The following is a 17,052-nucleotide window of genomic DNA, read 5'->3' on the forward strand; positions in this document are numbered from 1 at the left end:
TCATGACTGAGACCGTTTACGACTTCATCATTGTAGGGGCAGGATCGTCCGGCTGTGTGCTGGCCGACCGGTTGAGCGCCAGCGGCAAGCATAAGGTGCTGCTGGTGGAAGCCGGCGGCCGGAATGAGACCGAACTGGTCAACATGCCGCGCGCCTTCATGAAGATGTTCGGCAACCCCACCTATTTCTGGCATTTCCCCATCAAGCCGCAGGCCGGCCGCCCGGCGGGAGAGGTTTGGCCCTATGGTCGCGGCCTGGGCGGCTCCAGCTCCACCAACGGCACCTGGTACTTGCGCGGGATGCCGGCTGATTATGATGGCTGGGCCGCCGCCGGGCATAAGGAATGGGCGTGGACGGAGATTTCCCGCTGCTTCCAGGCCATGGAAAGCTATCGCGTGGAGGGGGCGCACAGGACGCGCGGTAGCGACGGGCCGTTGCAGGTGACGCAGCTGCCCTATCGCTCCCCGGCTATCGCCGCCAGCATTGAGGCCGGGGTGGAAATGGGCCTGCCGCGCCTCAGCGATATCAATACGCCCGGCACGCTTGGTATCGGTTATACCCAGGCCACCGTGGATCGGCGCGGGCGCCGCGCCTCCAGCTATCGCGCGTTCCTGAAGCCGGCCTTGTCCCGCCCCAACCTGACCGTGCTGACCGATGCCCTGGTGGAAAAGGTGGAGCTGGATGGCAAGCGCGCCGTCGGCATCAAGGTCCGCACCACCAATGGCACCCGCATCATCAAGGCGGGGCGGGAGGTGATCCTGTCCGCCGGTGCGCTGCAAAGCCCCAAGCTGCTGCAATTGTCCGGGATTGGCCCGGTGGACGTGCTGCGTGTGGCCGGGGTGGCGGTGCAGCACCCAATGGAGGCTGTTGGCCGCCATCTGGCCGACCACGCCATGGTCTCCCTGTCCTACCGGTTGCATAATGATCCCGGTTTCAATAAGGAATTTTCCGGCTGGCGTCTGATGACGCACGCGCTGCGCTATTACCTGACGCGCAAGGGGTTGATGGCCTATACCTCACCAGAGGTGACGGCGCTGTTATCGCTGCAAGGGCGGTCAGACTGGCCGGATGTGCAGTTCGGCATCGGCCCCTTTTCCATGCGCTCCTCAGAGGAGATCAAGGCCGATCCGGGGCGCGGTGCCTTGGAGGACAAGCCCGGCATCACCGTCAATGCCATCGCCCTGCGCCCGAAAAGCCGGGGGGCCGTGTCCATCCGCAGCGGCGATGTCACCGACCAGATCGAGGTGGATGCCAACTGGTGGGGCGATCCGGCCGACAAGGCCTTCATGGTGGAGATGGTGCGGCTGGTCCGCCGTTACATGCGCCAGCCGGCCCTGAAGCCTTTTGTCGGGGAAGAGGTAGTACCCGGCCCCCGCATTGAGAGCGATGAACAGATATCCCAGGTGCTGGAATGGCTGACCAGTCCCGGCGTCCACGCCACCGGCACCTGCCGCATGGGCGGGCCAACCGATGGCGTCGTCGATGGAAGGCTGCGGGTGCATGGCATCCAGGGGCTGCGGGTGGTGGATTGCTCCGTCATGCCCGTTCCGCCCGCCGGCAACACCAACGGCCCGGCCATGGTTGTCGGCTGGCGGGCGGCAGAACTGATCCTGGAAGATGCGGGGTGAGGTGGACAATCTCGTAGGGGGGGCTTCAGGGCGGCACGCCGCGAGAAACTGAATGGCGCGCTGGGAACGCCCACATCCGCCTGGATATGCATGTCATACCAATCTGCCGGGCTTGTTCAACTGGCCCGGCGCCTTGGTATCAGCCGTGTGCTCAATACCCCTCCGGCCGCTTTACCCCCAGCGCCGGGCAGCCCCGGTTCAAGGCTCCTTTGGCCGCCGCATCGCGGGTGGCGGCGGCCAGGGCCGTGGCGGCGGCGCTGATTTCTTCCCCGTGGCTGCGGGTGGCGCGGGCGGTGGCGCGGGCCGTCAGGCTGTCAAAGGCGGTCAGCGCTTCGTCGGCCTTCACCCCCCCATTCAGCCGGTCCAGCAACATGGAAATGGCCGCACTCAACAGCTGGTCGGCGGCGATATCGTCGGTTTCCTTCGCCGCCGCTATTTCCCTGGTTTCGTCCGTGGCGGCGGCGACATAGCCCGTGTAATCGTCGCGCTGGGCGGTGCAGTTTTCCAGCAGCTTGCCCTTCTCCAGCCGCAGATGCACGGTGGTGGAAGGCGAGTAGGCATGGTAGAGCGGGCTATAGGATTCAAAGGCTGCACTGTAGCCGGAAATAATCAGTAGTGGCTCTACCGCCGATACTCCCTGCAGGGCCACCAGCGGGTCGGGTGGCTCCACCGCCACCAGCTTGGTCCCCTCCACCCGCAGGGGTAGCAATTGTTCGCAGGTCATGCAATTGCCGCCGGTCGCCACCTCCAGCAGGGCCAGCGGCCCGTCGGCCAGTTCCAGCACCGGGTTTTCCGCCGGGGTCACATAGGCCAGCACGCCGGGCAGTTCGGTCTCCCCCTTCAGGCTGGCGGCTTTGCCATCGGGGTGGTGATAGAGCCGCACCTGCGTCGGCACCCCGCCCTCCGGTTCCTTCTCCGGCTCCAGGCAGGGTTTCCAGCTGGTCAGCAGCCATTCGCCCCCCTGGGCGGCAGGCGCGCGGGTGATGCCGGCCAGGGCCAGACCGGGCATGGTGATGCCTTGCTTCGCCAGCACGGCGGCTGCCTCTGTCTCTTCCGGCGACTGGCAGTCGGCGGGGGCGCGGGCGGCGGCGGGCAGGGTGATCAGGCCGGCGGCAAGCAGCAGGAAGGCGGGGCGGAAGATCGGCGCCATGATGGTCCGGTGAGGCAGGGGAAGATGGTACCCAATTTACGCTGCCCGCGCCTGCTTCACCAGCCGCACCAGTTCGGCCCGCGCCGTTTCACCATCGCGCACCCTGCGGCGAAAGGGCAGGCGGGCGCTGTGGGTGCCATCGCGCAGGTCGCAACCTTCCGGGTCGATGCCGGTCATGCGCCAATCCCCCGCCGGCCGTTCCAGCAGCACGGTGGCGTAAAGCTGCACGGCGTCGGCATGGTCTTCATTCATATGGGCGATGATGCCGGCCTCCGCCTCCGCCAGTTCAGCCCAATCCGCCGGGGGCAGGCGCAATTGTTCGGGCGGGATGGCGCTGATCCGGCCGAATCCGGCCACCATATGGCCGCGCCGGGCTTCCACCCGCCAGAGGGCGAAATCGGCAAAGCCGGCATAGGCGCTGGCCGAGGGGTGGCGGGCGATGAAGCGGGCCAGCCGCCTGTCATCGCCATCGCGCACCGCCCGGCCCAGCAGCGACAGGCGCGGGCCGGTCAGCGTATCGGCATGGCCGCCCGTGCCATCGAACAGCAGGCCGCAGCGCGGGTCGCCTTCCAGATTGCGGGTATGTTCAGCCAGCCGGGAAATCAGCAGCAGCGGCGTGGCATCCAGATCGAACCCCACCAGCACCAGGGTCGGCACCGGCCAGCCCACCAGGCTGGCATCCTGGCCGGTATGATGGGTTGCCAGCGTGGCCTGCCCGCAACCGCGCATCAGCGTGCGGGCGGCCGCGCCGGGATCATTGGCAGCGCCATCACCATCCAGTTGGTCTATCACCATTTTCCGGTTCCCCCGCCAAGTTCGTTACGGCTCTCTTTTGCGCCCTATTCGTGCCATATTGAAATAGAAGCTGAGACTTGGCAAAGCCGTGGCAAGGGGTAGCACGTCGGGATCAACATCCGTCATGCTGCCTGCTTGAAATGTCCCACGGGTTTGTCGCCCTTGCCGGAGAGAACATGTCCCAGACGATCGCGCTGGTCGATGATGACCGCAATATCCTGACCTCTGTATCCATCGCGCTGGAAGCGGAAGGCTATGAGGTGCGTACCTATAGCGACGGGGATGAGGCGCTGCGCGGCATCACCTCCCGCCCCGTCGACATGGCCGTGCTGGACATCAAGATGCCGCGCATGGACGGGCTGGAACTGCTCCAGCGCCTGCGCCAGACCACAGCCATGCCGATCATCTTCCTCACCTCCAAGGATGATGAGACGGATGAGCTGCAGGGCCTGCGCATGGGGGCCGATGATTATATCAAGAAGCCGTTCAGCCAGCGCCTGCTGATCGAACGCATCAAGACCCTGCTGCGCCGCGCCGAGCTGGCTCAGGGCAAGGGGGCCACGCCCGATCCGGGCCAGAATCTGGTGCGCGGGGAGCTGGTACTGGACGGTGCCCGCCATCTCTGCACCTGGAAGGGCAAGGAGATCGACCTGACGGTGACGGAATTCCTGCTGGTGAAGGCGCTGGCCATACGCCCCGGCCATGTGAAGAACCGTGACCAGTTGATGGATGCCGCCTATGGCGAGCATATCTATGTCGATGACCGCACCATCGACAGCCACATCAAGCGCCTGCGCAAGAAGTTCAAGACAGTGGATGACGATTTCCAGCAGATCGAAACGCTCTATGGCGTCGGCTACAAATATAAGGAATAAGCGCAAGGGCCATCAGATGGTTCTTGCTGTCTCTATTTCCCCGCCGGTGCCGCGCGGTGGCGGCCGCCACCATCCACAAGGGGGCATCCCTGCCCCCTTGTCTCAGCCCCTCCCCCAGGGGACAGCACAGAGATGAGCATGGATTTGCGTAGCCCCGGCCCCCTGGCGGCCGGGACGACCAGCCCTGAGCCGCCGAAAAAGCCGGCGGCGAAGGCGCCCAAGGCCAGCATCGGGGCGGAAGTGGCAGAGGCCCCGGCCCAGCCCCGGCACCGGCGGCGGCATTTCTCGCCGCTGACGCTGCGCATCCTGGCCGTCAATATGCTGGCGCTGGCCATCCTGCTGGGCGGCCTGCTGTATTTGTCCACATATCAGCAATGGCTGATCGACAAGGAACTGACCGCCCTGACCACGGAGGCACGGATTTTCGCCGGCGCGCTGGGCGAAGGCGCCATGCAGCCGGCGGTGGATGAGTTCAACGAGCCGACCAACCAGCTTTCCAATGAACTGGCCCGCCAGATGGTGCGCCGTCTGGTGGAAACCACGGATACCCGTACCCGCCTGTTCGCCCCCTCTGGCGAGCTGATGGCCGACAGCCGGGTGCTGGGCGGCCCGAAAAGCATGGTGCAGATCGAGGAGCTGCCGCCGCTCCGCGATGGCAACCGGCTGACGGAGCTGGGCATCGCCATCTATGATTACATCGTCAATGCCGTGCCGGAGCGCGAGCATCTGCCAGCCTATCCGGGGGAGGCGGAGCAGAATGCCGATGCCTATCCCGATGTGCAGAAGGCGCTGGTGGGGGAAATCGGCCGTTCGGTCTGGCGGGTGGCCCGTGCCGATGGCCGCACCGACATGCTGTTGACCGTGGCCGTGCCGGTGCAGCGCTATAAAAAGGTGCTGGGGGCTGTCTATATCTCCCGCGGTGGGGCGCAGGTGGATACGGCGGTGCGGGAGTTCCGCATGGATATTCTGCGCCTGTTCGGCATTACCCTGGGCGTCACCGTGCTGCTCTCCTTCTATCTGGCCGGCACCATCGCCCGCCCGATCCGCCGGCTGGCCAGTGCCGCCGACGAGGTGCGCCATGGCCATGGGCGGCAGGTGGTGATCCCCGATTTCTCCCGCCGCCGGGACGAGGTGGGTGACCTGTCGGTCAGCCTGCGGGAAATGACCTCGGCCATCTGGGACCGGATGGACGCCATCGAACGTTTTGCCGCCGATGTGGCGCATGAGATCAAGAACCCGCTCACCTCCATGCGCAGTGCGGTGGAAACGGTGCAGCGGGTGAAGACCGATGAACAGCGCCAGCGCCTGCTCTCCATCATCCATCATGATGTGCAGCGGCTGGACCGGCTGATTTCCGACATTTCCAATGCCAGCCGGCTGGATGCCGAACTGTCGCGCGCCCGCGCCGAACCGGCGGATGTCGGCCAGATGCTGACCATGCTGGCCAATATCCACGATGCCACCCTGGGCAATGCCGAAGCCCTGCGCGAAGCGGCCGCCGAATCCGGCGGGGCGGTGGCCGATGCCCCCGCCCCGGTGCGGGTAGAGGTGGATTTGCCCAAGCAGGGCAAGGGGCTGGTGGTGCCCGGCCTGGAAGGGCGGTTGACCCAGGTGTTCCAGAACCTGCTGTCCAACGCCCTGTCCTTCTCCCCGCCGGGCGGGGTGGTGCGCTTTACCGCCAAGGCCCTGCCCGACCGGGTGGAGGTGGTGTGCGAGGATCAGGGGCCCGGCATTCCCGAAGGCAAGCTGGCGGCGATTTTCGACCGGTTCTACAGCGAACGCCCGAAATCAGAGGCGTTCGGCAAGCATTCCGGCCTGGGCCTGTCCATCTCCAAACAGATCGTGGAAGCCCATCAGGGCCGCATCTTCGCCGACAATATCAAGGGGCCGGATGGGACCGTGAAGGGCGCCCGCTTCAGCGTGGTGCTGCCGCGTTGAGGTTTGGGGGGGCTCGCGGGGAGGGGAACTCTCCCCACGCCGCCATCTCTACCGTCACCCCGGCGAAGGCCGGGGTCCAGCGCAGAGCGGCGTCTGCCGCGGTAAGACTCATGCCGGCGCTGATCGCGCCTTAACGCTGGACCCCGGCCTTCGCCGGGGTGACGTTGGAAAGACTGGGGTGACGGTGGAAAGGCTGGGGCGACGCTGGAAAGAAACCGAAAAAGAATCAGCAGGTGCAGCAGAGGGCCTTCATCCCGAAGGCCCCCGCCAAACCTCACATCTCCACGCCCAGTTCCTTGGCGACGGTGAAGATATCCTTGTCGCCGCGACCGCAGAGATTCATCACCAGCAGCGTGTCCTTGGACAGGGTGGGGGCGATGCGGGCGACGGCGGCCAGGGCGTGGCTGGGCTCCAGCGCCGGCAGGATGCCTTCCGTGCGGGCGCAGAGCTGGAAGGCGTCCAGCGCCTCCCGGTCGGTGGCGCTGACATATTGCACCCGGCCCACCTCATGCAGCCAGGCATGTTCCGGGCCGATGCCCGGATAATCCAGCCCGGCAGAGATGGAATGGCCCTCGATGATCTGGCCATCATCATCCTGCAACAGATAGGTGCGGTTGCCATGCAGCACGCCGGGGCGACCGCCGGCGAGGCTGGCGGCATGGCCGGTCTTGGTTTCCAGACCATGGCCACCGGCTTCCACCGCCACCATCTTCACCGTCGGCTCGTCCAGGAAATCATGGAACAGGCCGATGGCGTTGGAGCCGCCGCCGATGCAGGCCACCAGCAGGTCGGGCAGCCGCCCTTCGGCTTCCAGCATCTGGGTGCGGGTTTCCTGGCCGATGATAGCCTGGAAGTCGCGCACCATGGCCGGATAGGGATGCGGGCCGGCGGCCGTGCCGATGATATAGAATGTATCGGCCACATTGGTCACCCAGTCGCGCAACGCGTCATTCATCGCGTCCTTCAGGGTGCCGGCACCGCTGGTGACGGGCTTCACCTCCGCCCCCAGCAGCTTCATGCGGAACACGTTGGGGGCCTGACGGGCAATGTCGGTGGCGCCCATATAGATGGTGCAGGGCAGGCCCATCAGGGCGCAGACGGTGGCCGTGGCCACGCCATGCTGGCCGGCACCGGTTTCCGCGATGATGCGGGTCTTGCCCATGCGCTTGGCCAGCAGGATCTGGCCCATGCAATTGTTGATCTTGTGCGCGCCGGTATGGTTCAGCTCGTCGCGCTTGAAATAGATCTTGGCCCCGCCCAGCTCCTCGGTCAGCCGCTGGGCGTAATAAAGCGGGCTGGGCCGGCCGACATAATGGGTCAGGTACTGGCGCAGTTCGGCATGGAAGGCGGGGTCCGCCTTGGCCTCCGTATAGGCCTTCTCCAGCTCCAGGATCAGCGGCATCAGCGTTTCGGCGACGAAGCGTCCGCCAAAAATGCCGAAATGGCCATGTTCGTCGGGACCGTTACGATAGCTGTTCAGGGGCGCGTTCATGGCTGAGAACCAGTGTGGACATCCAGAGGCCTGCAAACTAGACCGCCCGCCCGCCATTTCCAAGCCCGACACGACATGAATAATGGAATGGCGCGGCGGCGTTTGCGGGGGTCACAATATTACCCGTCAACGGGGCGGTCCCGGCAGCCATTACGGCGACTCACCTAGCCTGAAATGCCGCCATGGCGGCCAGCGCCCATTCGGCAAAGGCTTTCACGGCCGGGCGGCGGAAATGGGCGGGTGGGGCCACCAGACTATAGGACTGGTAGATTGCCGCCTGGAGAAAGGGCCGGATCAGCCGGCCCGCCGCCAGATCATCGCGCGACAGGATCGTGTCACCCAGCGCCACGCCCTGGCCCGCCACCGCCACATCCATAGCGTGGCTGGCATCAAAGAAGCGGGTACCATGCAGGGGGCGGTTCAGGGTGATGCCGACGGCGGCGAACCAGGCCTGCCAGGGCAGGTCCGTTTCTTCCAGCAGCAGGTCCATGTCCAGCAAGTCGGCGGGATCGCTGGGCAGCGGGGTCAGGCCGGGGGCGCAGACAGGGAAATTCTCCACATCCGCCAGCTTGCGCGCCTCCAGCCCCGGCCAGGGGCCACTGCCATAGCGGATGCCCAGATCGGCCCCGCCGCGCCGGAAATTCGCCGCCTCCCGCGTCGCATCGACAATCACCGTCACCCCCGGATGCAGCGCCCGAAAGGCGCCCAGCCGGGGCACCAGCCAGCGCTGGGCAAAGGAGGGTTCCACCGACAGGGTCAGCCTTTGTTCACCCACCGCCGGGGCGTCCGGCCGCAGCAGACCGGTGGCGGCATCAATCAGATCAAAGGCCTGGCTGGCGGCATCCCGATAGGCGCGGCCGGCATCGGTCAGGCTCAGCCCCCGGTTATGGCGGTTGAACAAGGCGCAGCCCAGCCAGCCCTCCAGCTCCCTGATCTGGCGGGACAGGGCCGGGTGGGCCACGTTCAACTCTTCGGCGGCCCGTGTCAGGCTTTCATGCCGCGCCGCCGCTTCGAAGGCGCGCAGCGCCGTCAGGTTCGGCAAGCGGCGCATCATCTACCATATCCTTGGTGTAACTTTCCGTTACAGCGACTGTAGTGAACCGGTCATCGACGTCAAGCCATGATCGCGCCCATGATGGGCAAGAAACGGGCAAGAACAGCCCATGCACAGGCAGGAGGAAGCCATGGTCACGGCCATTTCAATGGTAAATGCATTAAATCAGCGCTTCTCGATGCTGTTTTCCCTCCTTTTCTGCCAGTTCCCGGCAAAAGATCGCTCGCACCGGCATTGACAGGCGGGGTATCTTTCCGGCAGTTGAGAACCTCATCTGAAACCGGGTGGCCTGCCGAACTGGCCACCTGCCATTTGCCGGGATTTGCCAAGATGACCGACGTCGACAACGCCGACGCCCCCTCGATGCCGCTGTTCTACACCAACCCGGTTCCCGTGAGCGCTGCGCGCCATGGCGATTGGAAGGTGAAGAACAACCGCGAATTCCGCTATGCCGCCGATGTGCACGCGGTGCCGATTCTGGCCGAGGAAATCCCGCAGCTGCAGGCTTTCTACCCGATCGTCTTCACCGGCGGCGACAGCCCGGCCGTGATGGCGCTGCTGGGCCTACGCGCCGGGCAGAACCTGTTTGTGGACAAGGATGGCAAGTGGCGTCCCAATACGCTGGTGCCGGCCTATATCCAGCGCTATCCGTTCCTGCTGGTCGAGGTGCCGGAAGACAAGCGCCTGATCCTGATCATGGAAGAGGACGCCAATCTGGTCGGCCCCGACTATGAGGTGCCGCTGTTCAAGGATGGCCAGGGCACGCCGGAAGGGGAAGAAATCCTCAATTACTGCGTTACCTTCAACAATTCTGCCCGCCTGACGCAGGAATTCTGCAAGGAACTGGCCGCGCGCGACCTGCTGGTCGATCAGCGCGCCGATGTGGTGACGCCGGATGGCAAGCGCCTGTCGCTGTCGGGTTTCCGCATCATCGACGAGCAGAAGTTTAATGCTCTGCCGGACGAAGTGTTCCTGGAATGGCGCAAGCGCAACTGGATCGGTCTGGTCTATGCCCATTTCGTGTCGCTGGGCCGCTGGCAGTCGCTGATCGACATCCTGAAGGAACACCCGGACGCGGAAGTCTAATACCAATCTCCCTTGATCGTGACCGATCCAGGGAGATTTCGTGTTCCCTCAGTCGCCGGGCGCTGCCTTCCGGCAGCTTGGCTTGCGCGCCACGTGGCGCGGGCCGGCGGTCGCCGGCCTCCAATCCGCCGAAAGGTCAACCTTTCGGCGGATTGGTATAAGCAGCGGCGTTACGGATGAATTTGCAACAGCCCCGGCGGTTTCCTCCGCCGGGGCTGTTCGCTTTTGGGAAAGCACTGAAGCGACAATTCCCATACGGAAGGTGATGCCACTGTCATAGTCTAAGGATATAGTGACGGACTATACTCCAGGTACGCGGGTCATGCCCCCGGACCGGGCAGCCCTTCCAACATGGATGCGCAGCATGAATCTGGAATTCCGTACTTTCACGATCCGGGACACGCAGACGGAGGAGGATGAGCAGCGGATCGCCCATTTCCTGCGGTCGGTGGAAACGGAGCGGATTGACACAGCCTATGTCCCGGGCGGCTGGCGCATTCTGATCCATTACCGTGACCTGCGCCGCAAGGAGGAGCAGGCCCAGATCGAAACCGCCATCCAGGCGGCGCTGAACAGCTGGCGGGCCGAAATGGCGCGCAATCTGGGAATCGACAAGGAAACGGTGCTGCCCGGCTCCCTGGTGGCGGAGATCGCCCGTTACGCCCCGACGACAGAGGTGGAACTGTCGGTGATCGCTAATGCGTCAGGTGTGAATATGCGCGAACGCGGTGCGGAGATCGTCCGCGTTGTCCGCCAGACCATGGAAGATTTGACCGATTGATCTGTCGGCACACCCGGCGGCCGGCTGCGGCCGCCGGGTGGAACGGTCATCAATCTTCCAGCTTTTCATCCGGGCGCACGCCCCAGAAATCGCCGCGTTCCATCCAGCCGTGATAGCCCTGGATTTCCACCTCGCACCAATCCCCCTTGCAGGAAACCAGCCGCCCCATCACGCCCGGTTCCGCCTGGGCCACGGCGGCGGCACTGCTGTTGGGCCGTTCCCGGATGGTGCGGATTTCCTTGGTCACCACCAGGGTGCGGCGGCCTGACAGCATGGATTGATGCACCCAGCCCTGGGTGCCATCCACATCGCGGATGCGCCGCCAGGTGTCGAACTCCGCCGTGATCTCCACCGGCATCCCGGCGCGCACGAACACCCATTCAATGGGATAGGCCCGGCCGGGACCGGCGCGCACATTCACCTCGTTCGAGCGCAGGGAGACGAAGCGCGGCACCGGCAGGCCGCTGCGCACGATCATATCCTTGCGCGGGTCTGTCTCCTGGGCGTTGGTGAGGGTGGGGGACAGCCAGGACAGCAGCAGGATGGCCGCCAGCAGCAAAGGCCGCCCCCAACCCTGTCGTGTCCGGTCACGCATTCCTATGCCCTTGAAAACACCCAAACCCGGCCCCAGCATTCTTGCGGAAGGGATATATCACCCAAGCATTCGTCCTTTGTGCCGCCCGACAGTTCCCCGGTCAAGCCTTCGACGCGGATTATCTTTTGACGGCACCGGTCACACCATGCCGCGCCCGCCTGGACAGTTCCGCCCCCGCTTGCTACTGCTAAGCGAAAGCCGCCCCCTGCGGACCTGCGGCAATCAGGGAGATGACAGCATGGCCGAGCGTAAGAAGCCCCTCATCATCGTCACCCGCAAATTGCCTGATGCGATTGAAACCCGGATGATGGAGCTGTTCAACGCGCGGCTGAACCTGGATGATCATCCGCTGAGCCGTGATGAGCTGCGTCAGGCGGTGGAGACGGCGGATGTGCTGGTGCCCACCGTCACCGACACGATTGACGAGGCGCTGATCAGCCAGGCCGGGCCGCAATTGAAGCTGATCGCCAATTTCGGCAATGGCGTGGACCATATCGACCTGCGGGCCGCACGGGCGCGCGGCATCACCGTTACCAACACGCCGGGTGTGCTGACCGAAGATACGGCCGACATGACCATGGCGCTGATCCTGGCCACGGCGCGCCGCCTGTCAGAGGGGGAACGGCTGGTGCGGGCGGGCCAGTGGACCGGCTGGGCACCCACGGTGATGCTGGGCGCGCGGCTGGCTGGCAAGCGGCTGGGCATTATCGGCATGGGCCGCATCGGTCAGGCCGTGGCCCGCCGGGCCAAGGCCTTTGGCCTGTCCATCCATTATCATAACCGCAAATCCGTGCATCCCCAGGTGGAGGCGGAACTGGACGCCACATACTGGGAAAGCCTGGACCAGATGCTGACGCGCATGGATATCATTGCCGTCACCTGCCCGCGCACGCCGGCCACATATCACCTGCTGAATGCCCGCCGGCTGGGCCTGCTGAAATCCAGCGCCATCCTGGTGAATATCAGCCGCGGGCAGGTGGTGGAGGAAGAGACGCTGGCCCGGATGCTGCAGATGAAGGAAATCGCCGGCGCCGGGCTGGATGTCTATGAGGATGAACCCAACGTCAATCCCAAGCTGCTGAAGCTGGATAACGTGGTGCTGCTGCCGCATATGGGCTCCGCCACCATCGAGGGGCGGCTGGATATGGGGGAGAAGGTGATCGTCAACATCAAGACCTTCGTTGACGGGCACACCCCGCGTGACCGCGTGCTGGAAATGATGTTTTGAGGGTTTGGCCCTCAATTATTGCCGTTATTGCCCAGGCGGGCGAACCAGGCGCCGGCCTCCAGCAGGTTTGTCACCAGATCGGGATCGTCGGTCGTCAAAGCCTTGGCGTAACAGGCCAAGGCGGCGCGCGCATACATGTCCTCTTCCGCGCTCAGCGACGGCATACCGGCCGCTGCGGTCGCAGGGGGGAGATTTTCCGAGGGCACCGGGGCCAGCTGGCGGGGCGATGGAGGCGCCGCTGGGCTGGTGCTTGGGGGCTGTTGTAAACGACGCGAACTCATGACCAATCCTGGTTATAAATCGACCAGTGAATTGGCAGGAACATTCACGTCCACACGGTAAACAAGCCCTTAATGGTAAACGCCCCTGTCACATGGCTGGGTAGCGGGAAGGGCGGGTGTTGGGCCTGGGAAATTCGCGTCAGCCAGCATTGTTTATTTTAGTTTCGTTTTGGGGGTAAAAAATGTTTCATTTAGAATAATTGCCAGCGATCCCTTTATCCGTTGCAGATCAGCCCTTCGGCACCACCGACAGATAGCGGGACAGGTGCAGGTCGCGGATATTATCCTCCCAGCCCCGCACATGGGCGCCCACCAGATGGCTGGTGACATAGGTATATAGCGGGATGATGGGGGCATCGGCCAGCAGCTGGGTTTCAGCCTGTTCCATCAGGGCGCGGCGGCGCATTGGGTCGCCCTGGGCCGCCGCCTCAATCAGCAGCCGGTCATAATCAGCATTGGCATAGGCGGCGTGGTTCTGGCCGGCGGCCCCGGATTGCAGGATGGACAGGAAGCTGAACGCGTCATTGTAATCGCCGATCCAGCCGCCGCGCGCCAGATCGCTAAATTGCCCCTGCGCCCGGTTGGCCAGCAGCACCCGCCATTCCTGGTTGACCAGCCGTCCCCGCACGCCCAGCACCTGCCGCCACATCGCTTCCATGGCGATGGCGATGCGGCGGTGCAGTTCATTGTTGTTGAACAGGATTTCCACTTCCAGCGGCTTGCCGCCGGGGCCATAGCCGGCCTTGCGGATCAGGCTGCGGGCCAGTTCTTCCCTTTTTGCCTGCGACCAGCCGGCCCAGGCCGGGGCCGGCGGCTGGTAATTATCCGTGCCGGGCGGGGTCAGCGTATAGGCCGGTGCCTCCCCGGCGCGGGTGATCTTCTCCACAATCACCTGCCGGTCAATGGCCAGGGACAGGGCCAGACGCAGTTCCGGGCTGGATTTCCACGGCTCCCGCCGCAGGTTGAAATAATAGAAATAGGTGGACAGGAAGGGGGCGGTGCGCAGCGCGCCGGGCAGATTCTCCCGTATCCAGCCCAGCTGTGCCGCCGGCACATCATAGGTGACATCCAGATCCCCGGCGCGGAACCGCTTCAGCTCGGTTTCCTGATCCTCCGTCGGGTAGAAATAGACAGCATCCAGGCTGACATTGGCCGCATCGTGGAAACGCGGGTTGCGCACCAGCTTCACATGGTCCTGCGGCACCGCCGCCGCCAGCGTGAAGGCCCCGTTGGAGAGCAGCCGGCCCGGCTGGGTGAAGCCATCGCCGTACCGCGCGACATTGGCGCGGCTGAGCGGGGCGGTGGCGGGATATTGCAGGGCGGCCAGGAAATAGCCGGTGGGCGCTGCCAGCTCCACCTCGAAGGTCAGGCTGTCCACCGCCCGCACGGCCAGCGCATCGGGCGGCAGGCGCCCTTCCGCCACCGCCCGCCCGTTCTTCACCGGCCAGAGATAGAAGGCATAGGGTGAGGCCGTGGCCGGGTCGAGCAGGCGACGCCAGGCAAAGACGAAATCATCCGCCGTGACCCGGCTGCCATCCGACCAGCGGCCTTCGGGGCGCAGTTGGAAGCGATAGGTCAGCAGATCATCGCTGATGGTCCAGCGTTCCGCCGCACCGGGGATCAGCGCGCCCTTGGCATCCACCGTCAGCAGCGGTTCGAACAGGTCACGCTGAATCCAGCCCTCCGACTCGCCGGTGGATTTATGCGGGTCCAGCGATTGCGGCTCCGATCCGTTACCCCGATGCAGCACCCCGCCCGCCCAGGCCGGACCGCTGAGCCAGAACAGCGCCACCACCAGACAAAGCCACCGGCCGATCATCCGCATTTCCACCCGACTGACGACAGAATTCCCCCTTCACAGTCGGCAATTCCGGCTGGCGGTGCAATCGGGAAGCGCCGAGGCGCGGCGCAATTTCTATTGTTTACCGGTCAGGCGGCGCAGCAGATTGCCGATCGGGTCGCCGCTGGCGGGTTCCGGCTCCGGCGGGGGCGGTTCGCCCAGCGGTTCGGAATGTACCTCCGCGATGCCGGCATCGGCCGTGGTCTCCATGCCATCACCCGGATGCTGGGCCAGCAGGGCGCCGATGGGGTCATCTGTCGGCCCCCGGTTCAGGCCGGGCAGGCCGCGCGCCGGCAGGCCCTGATGTGCCTCCACCATGATGGAATGCCACAGTTTGGCCGGCAGGCCGCCGCCGGTGACCTTCTTCATCGGCTTGCCATCATCATTGCCCAGCCACACCCCCCCCACCAGATCGGCCGTATAGCCGACGAACCAGGCATCCTTGTAATCCTGGGTCGTACCGGTCTTGCCCACGGTGGGGCGGTCCAGCTTGGCGGCCTTGCCGGTGCCGCGTTCAACGGGGCCGGAGAGCAGGCGGTTCATCGCCTCCACATAGGGGGCTGCCACCGCGTAACCGGCGCTGGAGCCCTGGCGCCGGTACAGCACATTGCCGGATGTGTCGCGGATTTCGATGATGGCATAGGGGATCACACCCTGGCCTTCATTGGCCAGCGTGGCATAGGCGCCGGTCAGTTCCAGCAGCGTGGTTTCCGACGTGCCCAGCGCCAGCGACAGGTCGCGGCGCATGGTGGTGGTCAGGCCCAGCCGTTTGGCGGCATTGCGCACATTATCCACGCCCACCGCCTCCATCAGCCGGATGGTGGCGGTGTTGAGCGAATTGGCCAGCGCCGTGCTCAGCGTCACCTCGCCGCGGAACTTGCCGTCATAATTGCCGGGATGCCATTTGCCCTTGGTGTAGGGCGCATCCAGGATGGTGCTGTTCTCGCTCCACCCCGCCTCCAGGGCCGCCAGATAGACGATGGGCTTGAAGGAAGAACCGGGCTGGCGCAGTGCCTGGGTGGCGCGGTTGAACTCGCTCTTATCATAGCCGCGCCCGCCGACCATGGCATGAACGGCCCCGTCGGGCGCCATGATCACGGCGGCCGCCTGGCCGACATTGGCCTCTGCCCCCGGTCCGGCCAGCATCGCCGCCACCTGGGCATCGGCAATGCGCTGCAGATTGCCGTCAAAGGTGGTGCGCACCACCAGATCGCCGTGATCGGCACCAACGAAACCCGCCACCTGATCGGCCACCCAGCCGGCCAGATAGCGCCCGTCGCCGTCCGGCACCTCATCCCGCTTTTCATCCGGCGGGGGGGCCATGGCGGCCTGCAGCTGTGCCTCGGTGATATAGCCCTCTTCCTCCATGGCCCGCAGCACCACGCCCATGCGCCGTGTGGCCCGGTCGGGATTGGCGGTGGGGGCATAGCGAGAGGGGGCCTTCAGCAGCCCGACAATGATGGCCGATTCCCGCAGGTTCAGGTCGCGCGCCGATTTGTTGAAATAGGTGCGGGCCGCCGCATCGATACCGAAGGTACCGGCCCCCAGATAGACCCGGTTCAGATAGGCGGTGAGGATCTGTTCCTTGCTATATTCATGTTCCAGCCGGATGGCCAGCAACGCCTCCTGCGCCTTGCGGCGCAGGGTCTGGTCGGGGGTCAGGAACAGGTTCTTGGCCAGCTGCTGGGTCAGGGTGGACCCGCCCTGCACCGTGCGCCCAGCCCGGTGGTTGGCATAGAAGGCGCGGGCAATGCCAAGCGGATCGACGCCGAAATGGCTCCAGTACCGTCGGTCCTCCGTCGCTACCAGCGCATCGATCAGATGGCGCGGCAATTGGGAGACATCCAGCGTTTCGCCGCGCAGGTCGCCAAACCGGTGGAACGGCGTGCCATCGGCCGCCAGCAGCGTCACCGCCGGGCGCCGGTCGGCCTGGGCCACCTGGGAAATGTCCGGCAGATCATAGGCGAAATAGGCGATCAGGCCGGCCCCGGCCATGCCCACCCAGATGGCCAGTACGGCCAGTACCGTCAGGATACGCCGGCCCCAGCCGCCTTTTCCGCCTTTGCCACCCTTGCCACCTTCCGCCCGCTGCCGGGGTGGGCGCGGTGGCGGCGGGGAGGGCGGACGGCGTTCCGGCGGCGGCGGGCGCACCGGGCGCGGCGGCTCCCCACTGGGGCGGAAACGGGGCGGGGCGGTCAGCTCACTCAACGGGGGCATCCGGCGGGAAAAGGGTAAGACGGGCATCACCATAAAGGCCCCTGCCATCGCCTGGAAAGCGATGCCACGGCAACCCTGTCTTCCGGGTTATG

General features: G+C 65.1%; 14 protein-coding genes. 6 read left to right on the forward strand and 8 right to left on the reverse strand.

Annotated elements, in window-relative coordinates; translation table 11 throughout:
• The first annotated feature begins 2 nt into the window (after positions 1-2).
• Positions 3-1,628, forward strand: a complete 1,626-nt coding sequence (locus tag PCJ49_RS20145) for a GMC family oxidoreductase N-terminal domain-containing protein (RefSeq protein ID WP_269912509.1) — start codon at positions 3-5, stop codon at positions 1,626-1,628.
• Between the two features lie 151 nt (positions 1,629-1,779).
• Here PCJ49_RS20145 and PCJ49_RS20150 read toward each other — a convergent pair whose 3' ends face one another.
• Positions 1,780-2,778, reverse strand: a complete 999-nt coding sequence (locus PCJ49_RS20150; protein ID WP_269912510.1) for a hypothetical protein — start codon at positions 2,776-2,778, stop codon at positions 1,780-1,782.
• 36 nt (positions 2,779-2,814) lie between these two features.
• Entirely contained in the window at positions 2,815-3,573 is a 759-nt protein-coding gene (locus tag PCJ49_RS20155) for a DUF2470 domain-containing protein (RefSeq protein WP_269912511.1), read from the reverse strand.
• A 176-nt stretch (positions 3,574-3,749) separates the two neighbouring features.
• Between PCJ49_RS20155 and PCJ49_RS20160 the strand changes: the two genes are divergently transcribed.
• Positions 3,750-4,448, forward strand: coding sequence for a response regulator transcription factor (locus tag PCJ49_RS20160; protein WP_269912512.1), 699 nt, complete (start codon positions 3,750-3,752; stop codon positions 4,446-4,448).
• Between the two features lie 138 nt (positions 4,449-4,586).
• Positions 4,587-6,386 (forward strand): stimulus-sensing domain-containing protein, encoded by a 1,800-nt coding sequence (locus tag PCJ49_RS20165; RefSeq protein ID WP_269912513.1) that lies wholly within the window; start codon positions 4,587-4,589, stop codon positions 6,384-6,386.
• Between the two features lie 274 nt (positions 6,387-6,660).
• Here the strand turns inward: PCJ49_RS20165 and trpB are convergent, their stop codons facing one another.
• Both trpB and gcvA read right to left on the reverse strand, forming a co-directional pair.
• Complete coding sequence (trpB, locus tag PCJ49_RS20170) at positions 6,661-7,878, reverse strand: tryptophan synthase subunit beta (RefSeq protein WP_269912514.1); 1,218 nt, start codon at positions 7,876-7,878, stop codon at positions 6,661-6,663.
• A gap of 160 nt (positions 7,879-8,038) precedes the next feature.
• Positions 8,039-8,932 carry a transcriptional regulator GcvA gene (gcvA, locus tag PCJ49_RS20175; RefSeq protein ID WP_269912515.1) on the reverse strand — a complete coding sequence of 298 codons (894 nt, stop codon included), beginning with the start codon at positions 8,930-8,932 and terminating at the stop codon, positions 8,039-8,041.
• A 330-nt stretch (positions 8,933-9,262) separates the two neighbouring features.
• On the opposite strand from gcvA, the gene PCJ49_RS20180 reads away from it, so the two are divergent.
• Together PCJ49_RS20180 and PCJ49_RS20185 are read left to right on the forward strand one after the other, a co-directional pair.
• On the forward strand, positions 9,263-10,018 hold the full coding sequence (locus tag PCJ49_RS20180; RefSeq protein WP_269912516.1) for a SapC family protein: 756 nt from the start codon (positions 9,263-9,265) through the stop codon (positions 10,016-10,018).
• Positions 10,019-10,382: 364 nt separating this feature from the next.
• The gene (locus PCJ49_RS20185; RefSeq protein WP_089285914.1) at positions 10,383-10,799 is read left to right on the forward strand and encodes an HRDC domain-containing protein; all 417 of its coding nucleotides are present in this window, start codon (positions 10,383-10,385) and stop codon (positions 10,797-10,799) included.
• 49 nt (positions 10,800-10,848) lie between these two features.
• Here PCJ49_RS20185 and PCJ49_RS20190 read toward each other — a convergent pair whose 3' ends face one another.
• On the reverse strand, positions 10,849-11,394 hold the full coding sequence (locus tag PCJ49_RS20190; protein WP_269912517.1) for an SH3 domain-containing protein: 546 nt from the start codon (positions 11,392-11,394) through the stop codon (positions 10,849-10,851).
• A gap of 238 nt (positions 11,395-11,632) precedes the next feature.
• Here PCJ49_RS20190 and PCJ49_RS20195 point away from each other — a divergent pair, with 238 nt between their 5' ends.
• Positions 11,633-12,622 (forward strand): D-glycerate dehydrogenase, encoded by a 990-nt coding sequence (locus tag PCJ49_RS20195; RefSeq protein WP_269912518.1) that lies wholly within the window; start codon positions 11,633-11,635, stop codon positions 12,620-12,622.
• An 11-nt stretch (positions 12,623-12,633) separates the two neighbouring features.
• On the opposite strand, the gene PCJ49_RS20200 is transcribed toward PCJ49_RS20195, so the two are convergent.
• The 3 genes from PCJ49_RS20200 to PCJ49_RS20210 all read right to left on the reverse strand — a co-directional run bounded on the left by PCJ49_RS20200 (position 12,634) and on the right by PCJ49_RS20210 (position 16,960).
• A complete protein-coding gene (locus tag PCJ49_RS20200) occupies positions 12,634-12,786 on the reverse strand; it encodes a hypothetical protein (protein WP_269912519.1) in 153 nt (50 codons plus the stop codon).
• 346 nt (positions 12,787-13,132) lie between these two features.
• Positions 13,133-14,722 carry a peptide ABC transporter substrate-binding protein gene (locus PCJ49_RS20205; RefSeq protein WP_269912520.1) on the reverse strand — a complete coding sequence of 530 codons (1,590 nt, stop codon included), beginning with the start codon at positions 14,720-14,722 and terminating at the stop codon, positions 13,133-13,135.
• 96 nt (positions 14,723-14,818) lie between these two features.
• Positions 14,819-16,960: a PBP1A family penicillin-binding protein gene (locus PCJ49_RS20210; RefSeq protein WP_269912575.1), complete on the reverse strand. Its 2,142-nt coding sequence runs from the start codon at positions 16,958-16,960 to the stop codon at positions 14,819-14,821.
• Positions 16,961-17,052 lie beyond the last annotated feature (92 nt).

The organism is Niveispirillum sp. BGYR6, from assembly GCF_027568365.1.
Taxonomy (GTDB): domain Bacteria; phylum Pseudomonadota; class Alphaproteobacteria; order Azospirillales; family Azospirillaceae; genus Niveispirillum.

Excerpts from the sequence above, each read along its gene's own strand:
- PCJ49_RS20210 (WP_269912575.1), bottom strand. The coding sequence starts at position 16,960 with ATGCCCCCGTTGAGTGAGCTGACCGCCCCGCCCCGTTTCCGCCCCAGT.
- gcvA (WP_269912515.1), bottom strand. The coding sequence starts at position 8,932 with ATGATGCGCCGCTTGCCGAACCTGACGGCGCTGCGCGCCTTCGAAGCG.
- PCJ49_RS20150 (WP_269912510.1), bottom strand. The coding sequence starts at position 2,778 with ATGGCGCCGATCTTCCGCCCCGCCTTCCTGCTGCTTGCCGCCGGCCTG.
- PCJ49_RS20165 (WP_269912513.1), top strand. The coding sequence starts at position 4,587 with ATGGATTTGCGTAGCCCCGGCCCCCTGGCGGCCGGGACGACCAGCCCT.
- PCJ49_RS20190 (WP_269912517.1), bottom strand. The coding sequence starts at position 11,394 with ATGCGTGACCGGACACGACAGGGTTGGGGGCGGCCTTTGCTGCTGGCG.
- PCJ49_RS20160 (WP_269912512.1), top strand. The coding sequence starts at position 3,750 with ATGTCCCAGACGATCGCGCTGGTCGATGATGACCGCAATATCCTGACC.
- trpB (WP_269912514.1), bottom strand. The coding sequence starts at position 7,878 with ATGAACGCGCCCCTGAACAGCTATCGTAACGGTCCCGACGAACATGGC.
- PCJ49_RS20205 (WP_269912520.1), bottom strand. The coding sequence starts at position 14,722 with ATGATCGGCCGGTGGCTTTGTCTGGTGGTGGCGCTGTTCTGGCTCAGC.
- PCJ49_RS20185 (WP_089285914.1), top strand. The coding sequence starts at position 10,383 with ATGAATCTGGAATTCCGTACTTTCACGATCCGGGACACGCAGACGGAG.
- PCJ49_RS20180 (WP_269912516.1), top strand. The coding sequence starts at position 9,263 with ATGACCGACGTCGACAACGCCGACGCCCCCTCGATGCCGCTGTTCTAC.
- PCJ49_RS20195 (WP_269912518.1), top strand. The coding sequence starts at position 11,633 with ATGGCCGAGCGTAAGAAGCCCCTCATCATCGTCACCCGCAAATTGCCT.
- PCJ49_RS20200 (WP_269912519.1), bottom strand. The coding sequence starts at position 12,786 with ATGCCGTCGCTGAGCGCGGAAGAGGACATGTATGCGCGCGCCGCCTTG.
- PCJ49_RS20145 (WP_269912509.1), top strand. The coding sequence starts at position 3 with ATGACTGAGACCGTTTACGACTTCATCATTGTAGGGGCAGGATCGTCC.
- PCJ49_RS20155 (WP_269912511.1), bottom strand. The coding sequence starts at position 3,573 with ATGGTGATAGACCAACTGGATGGTGATGGCGCTGCCAATGATCCCGGC.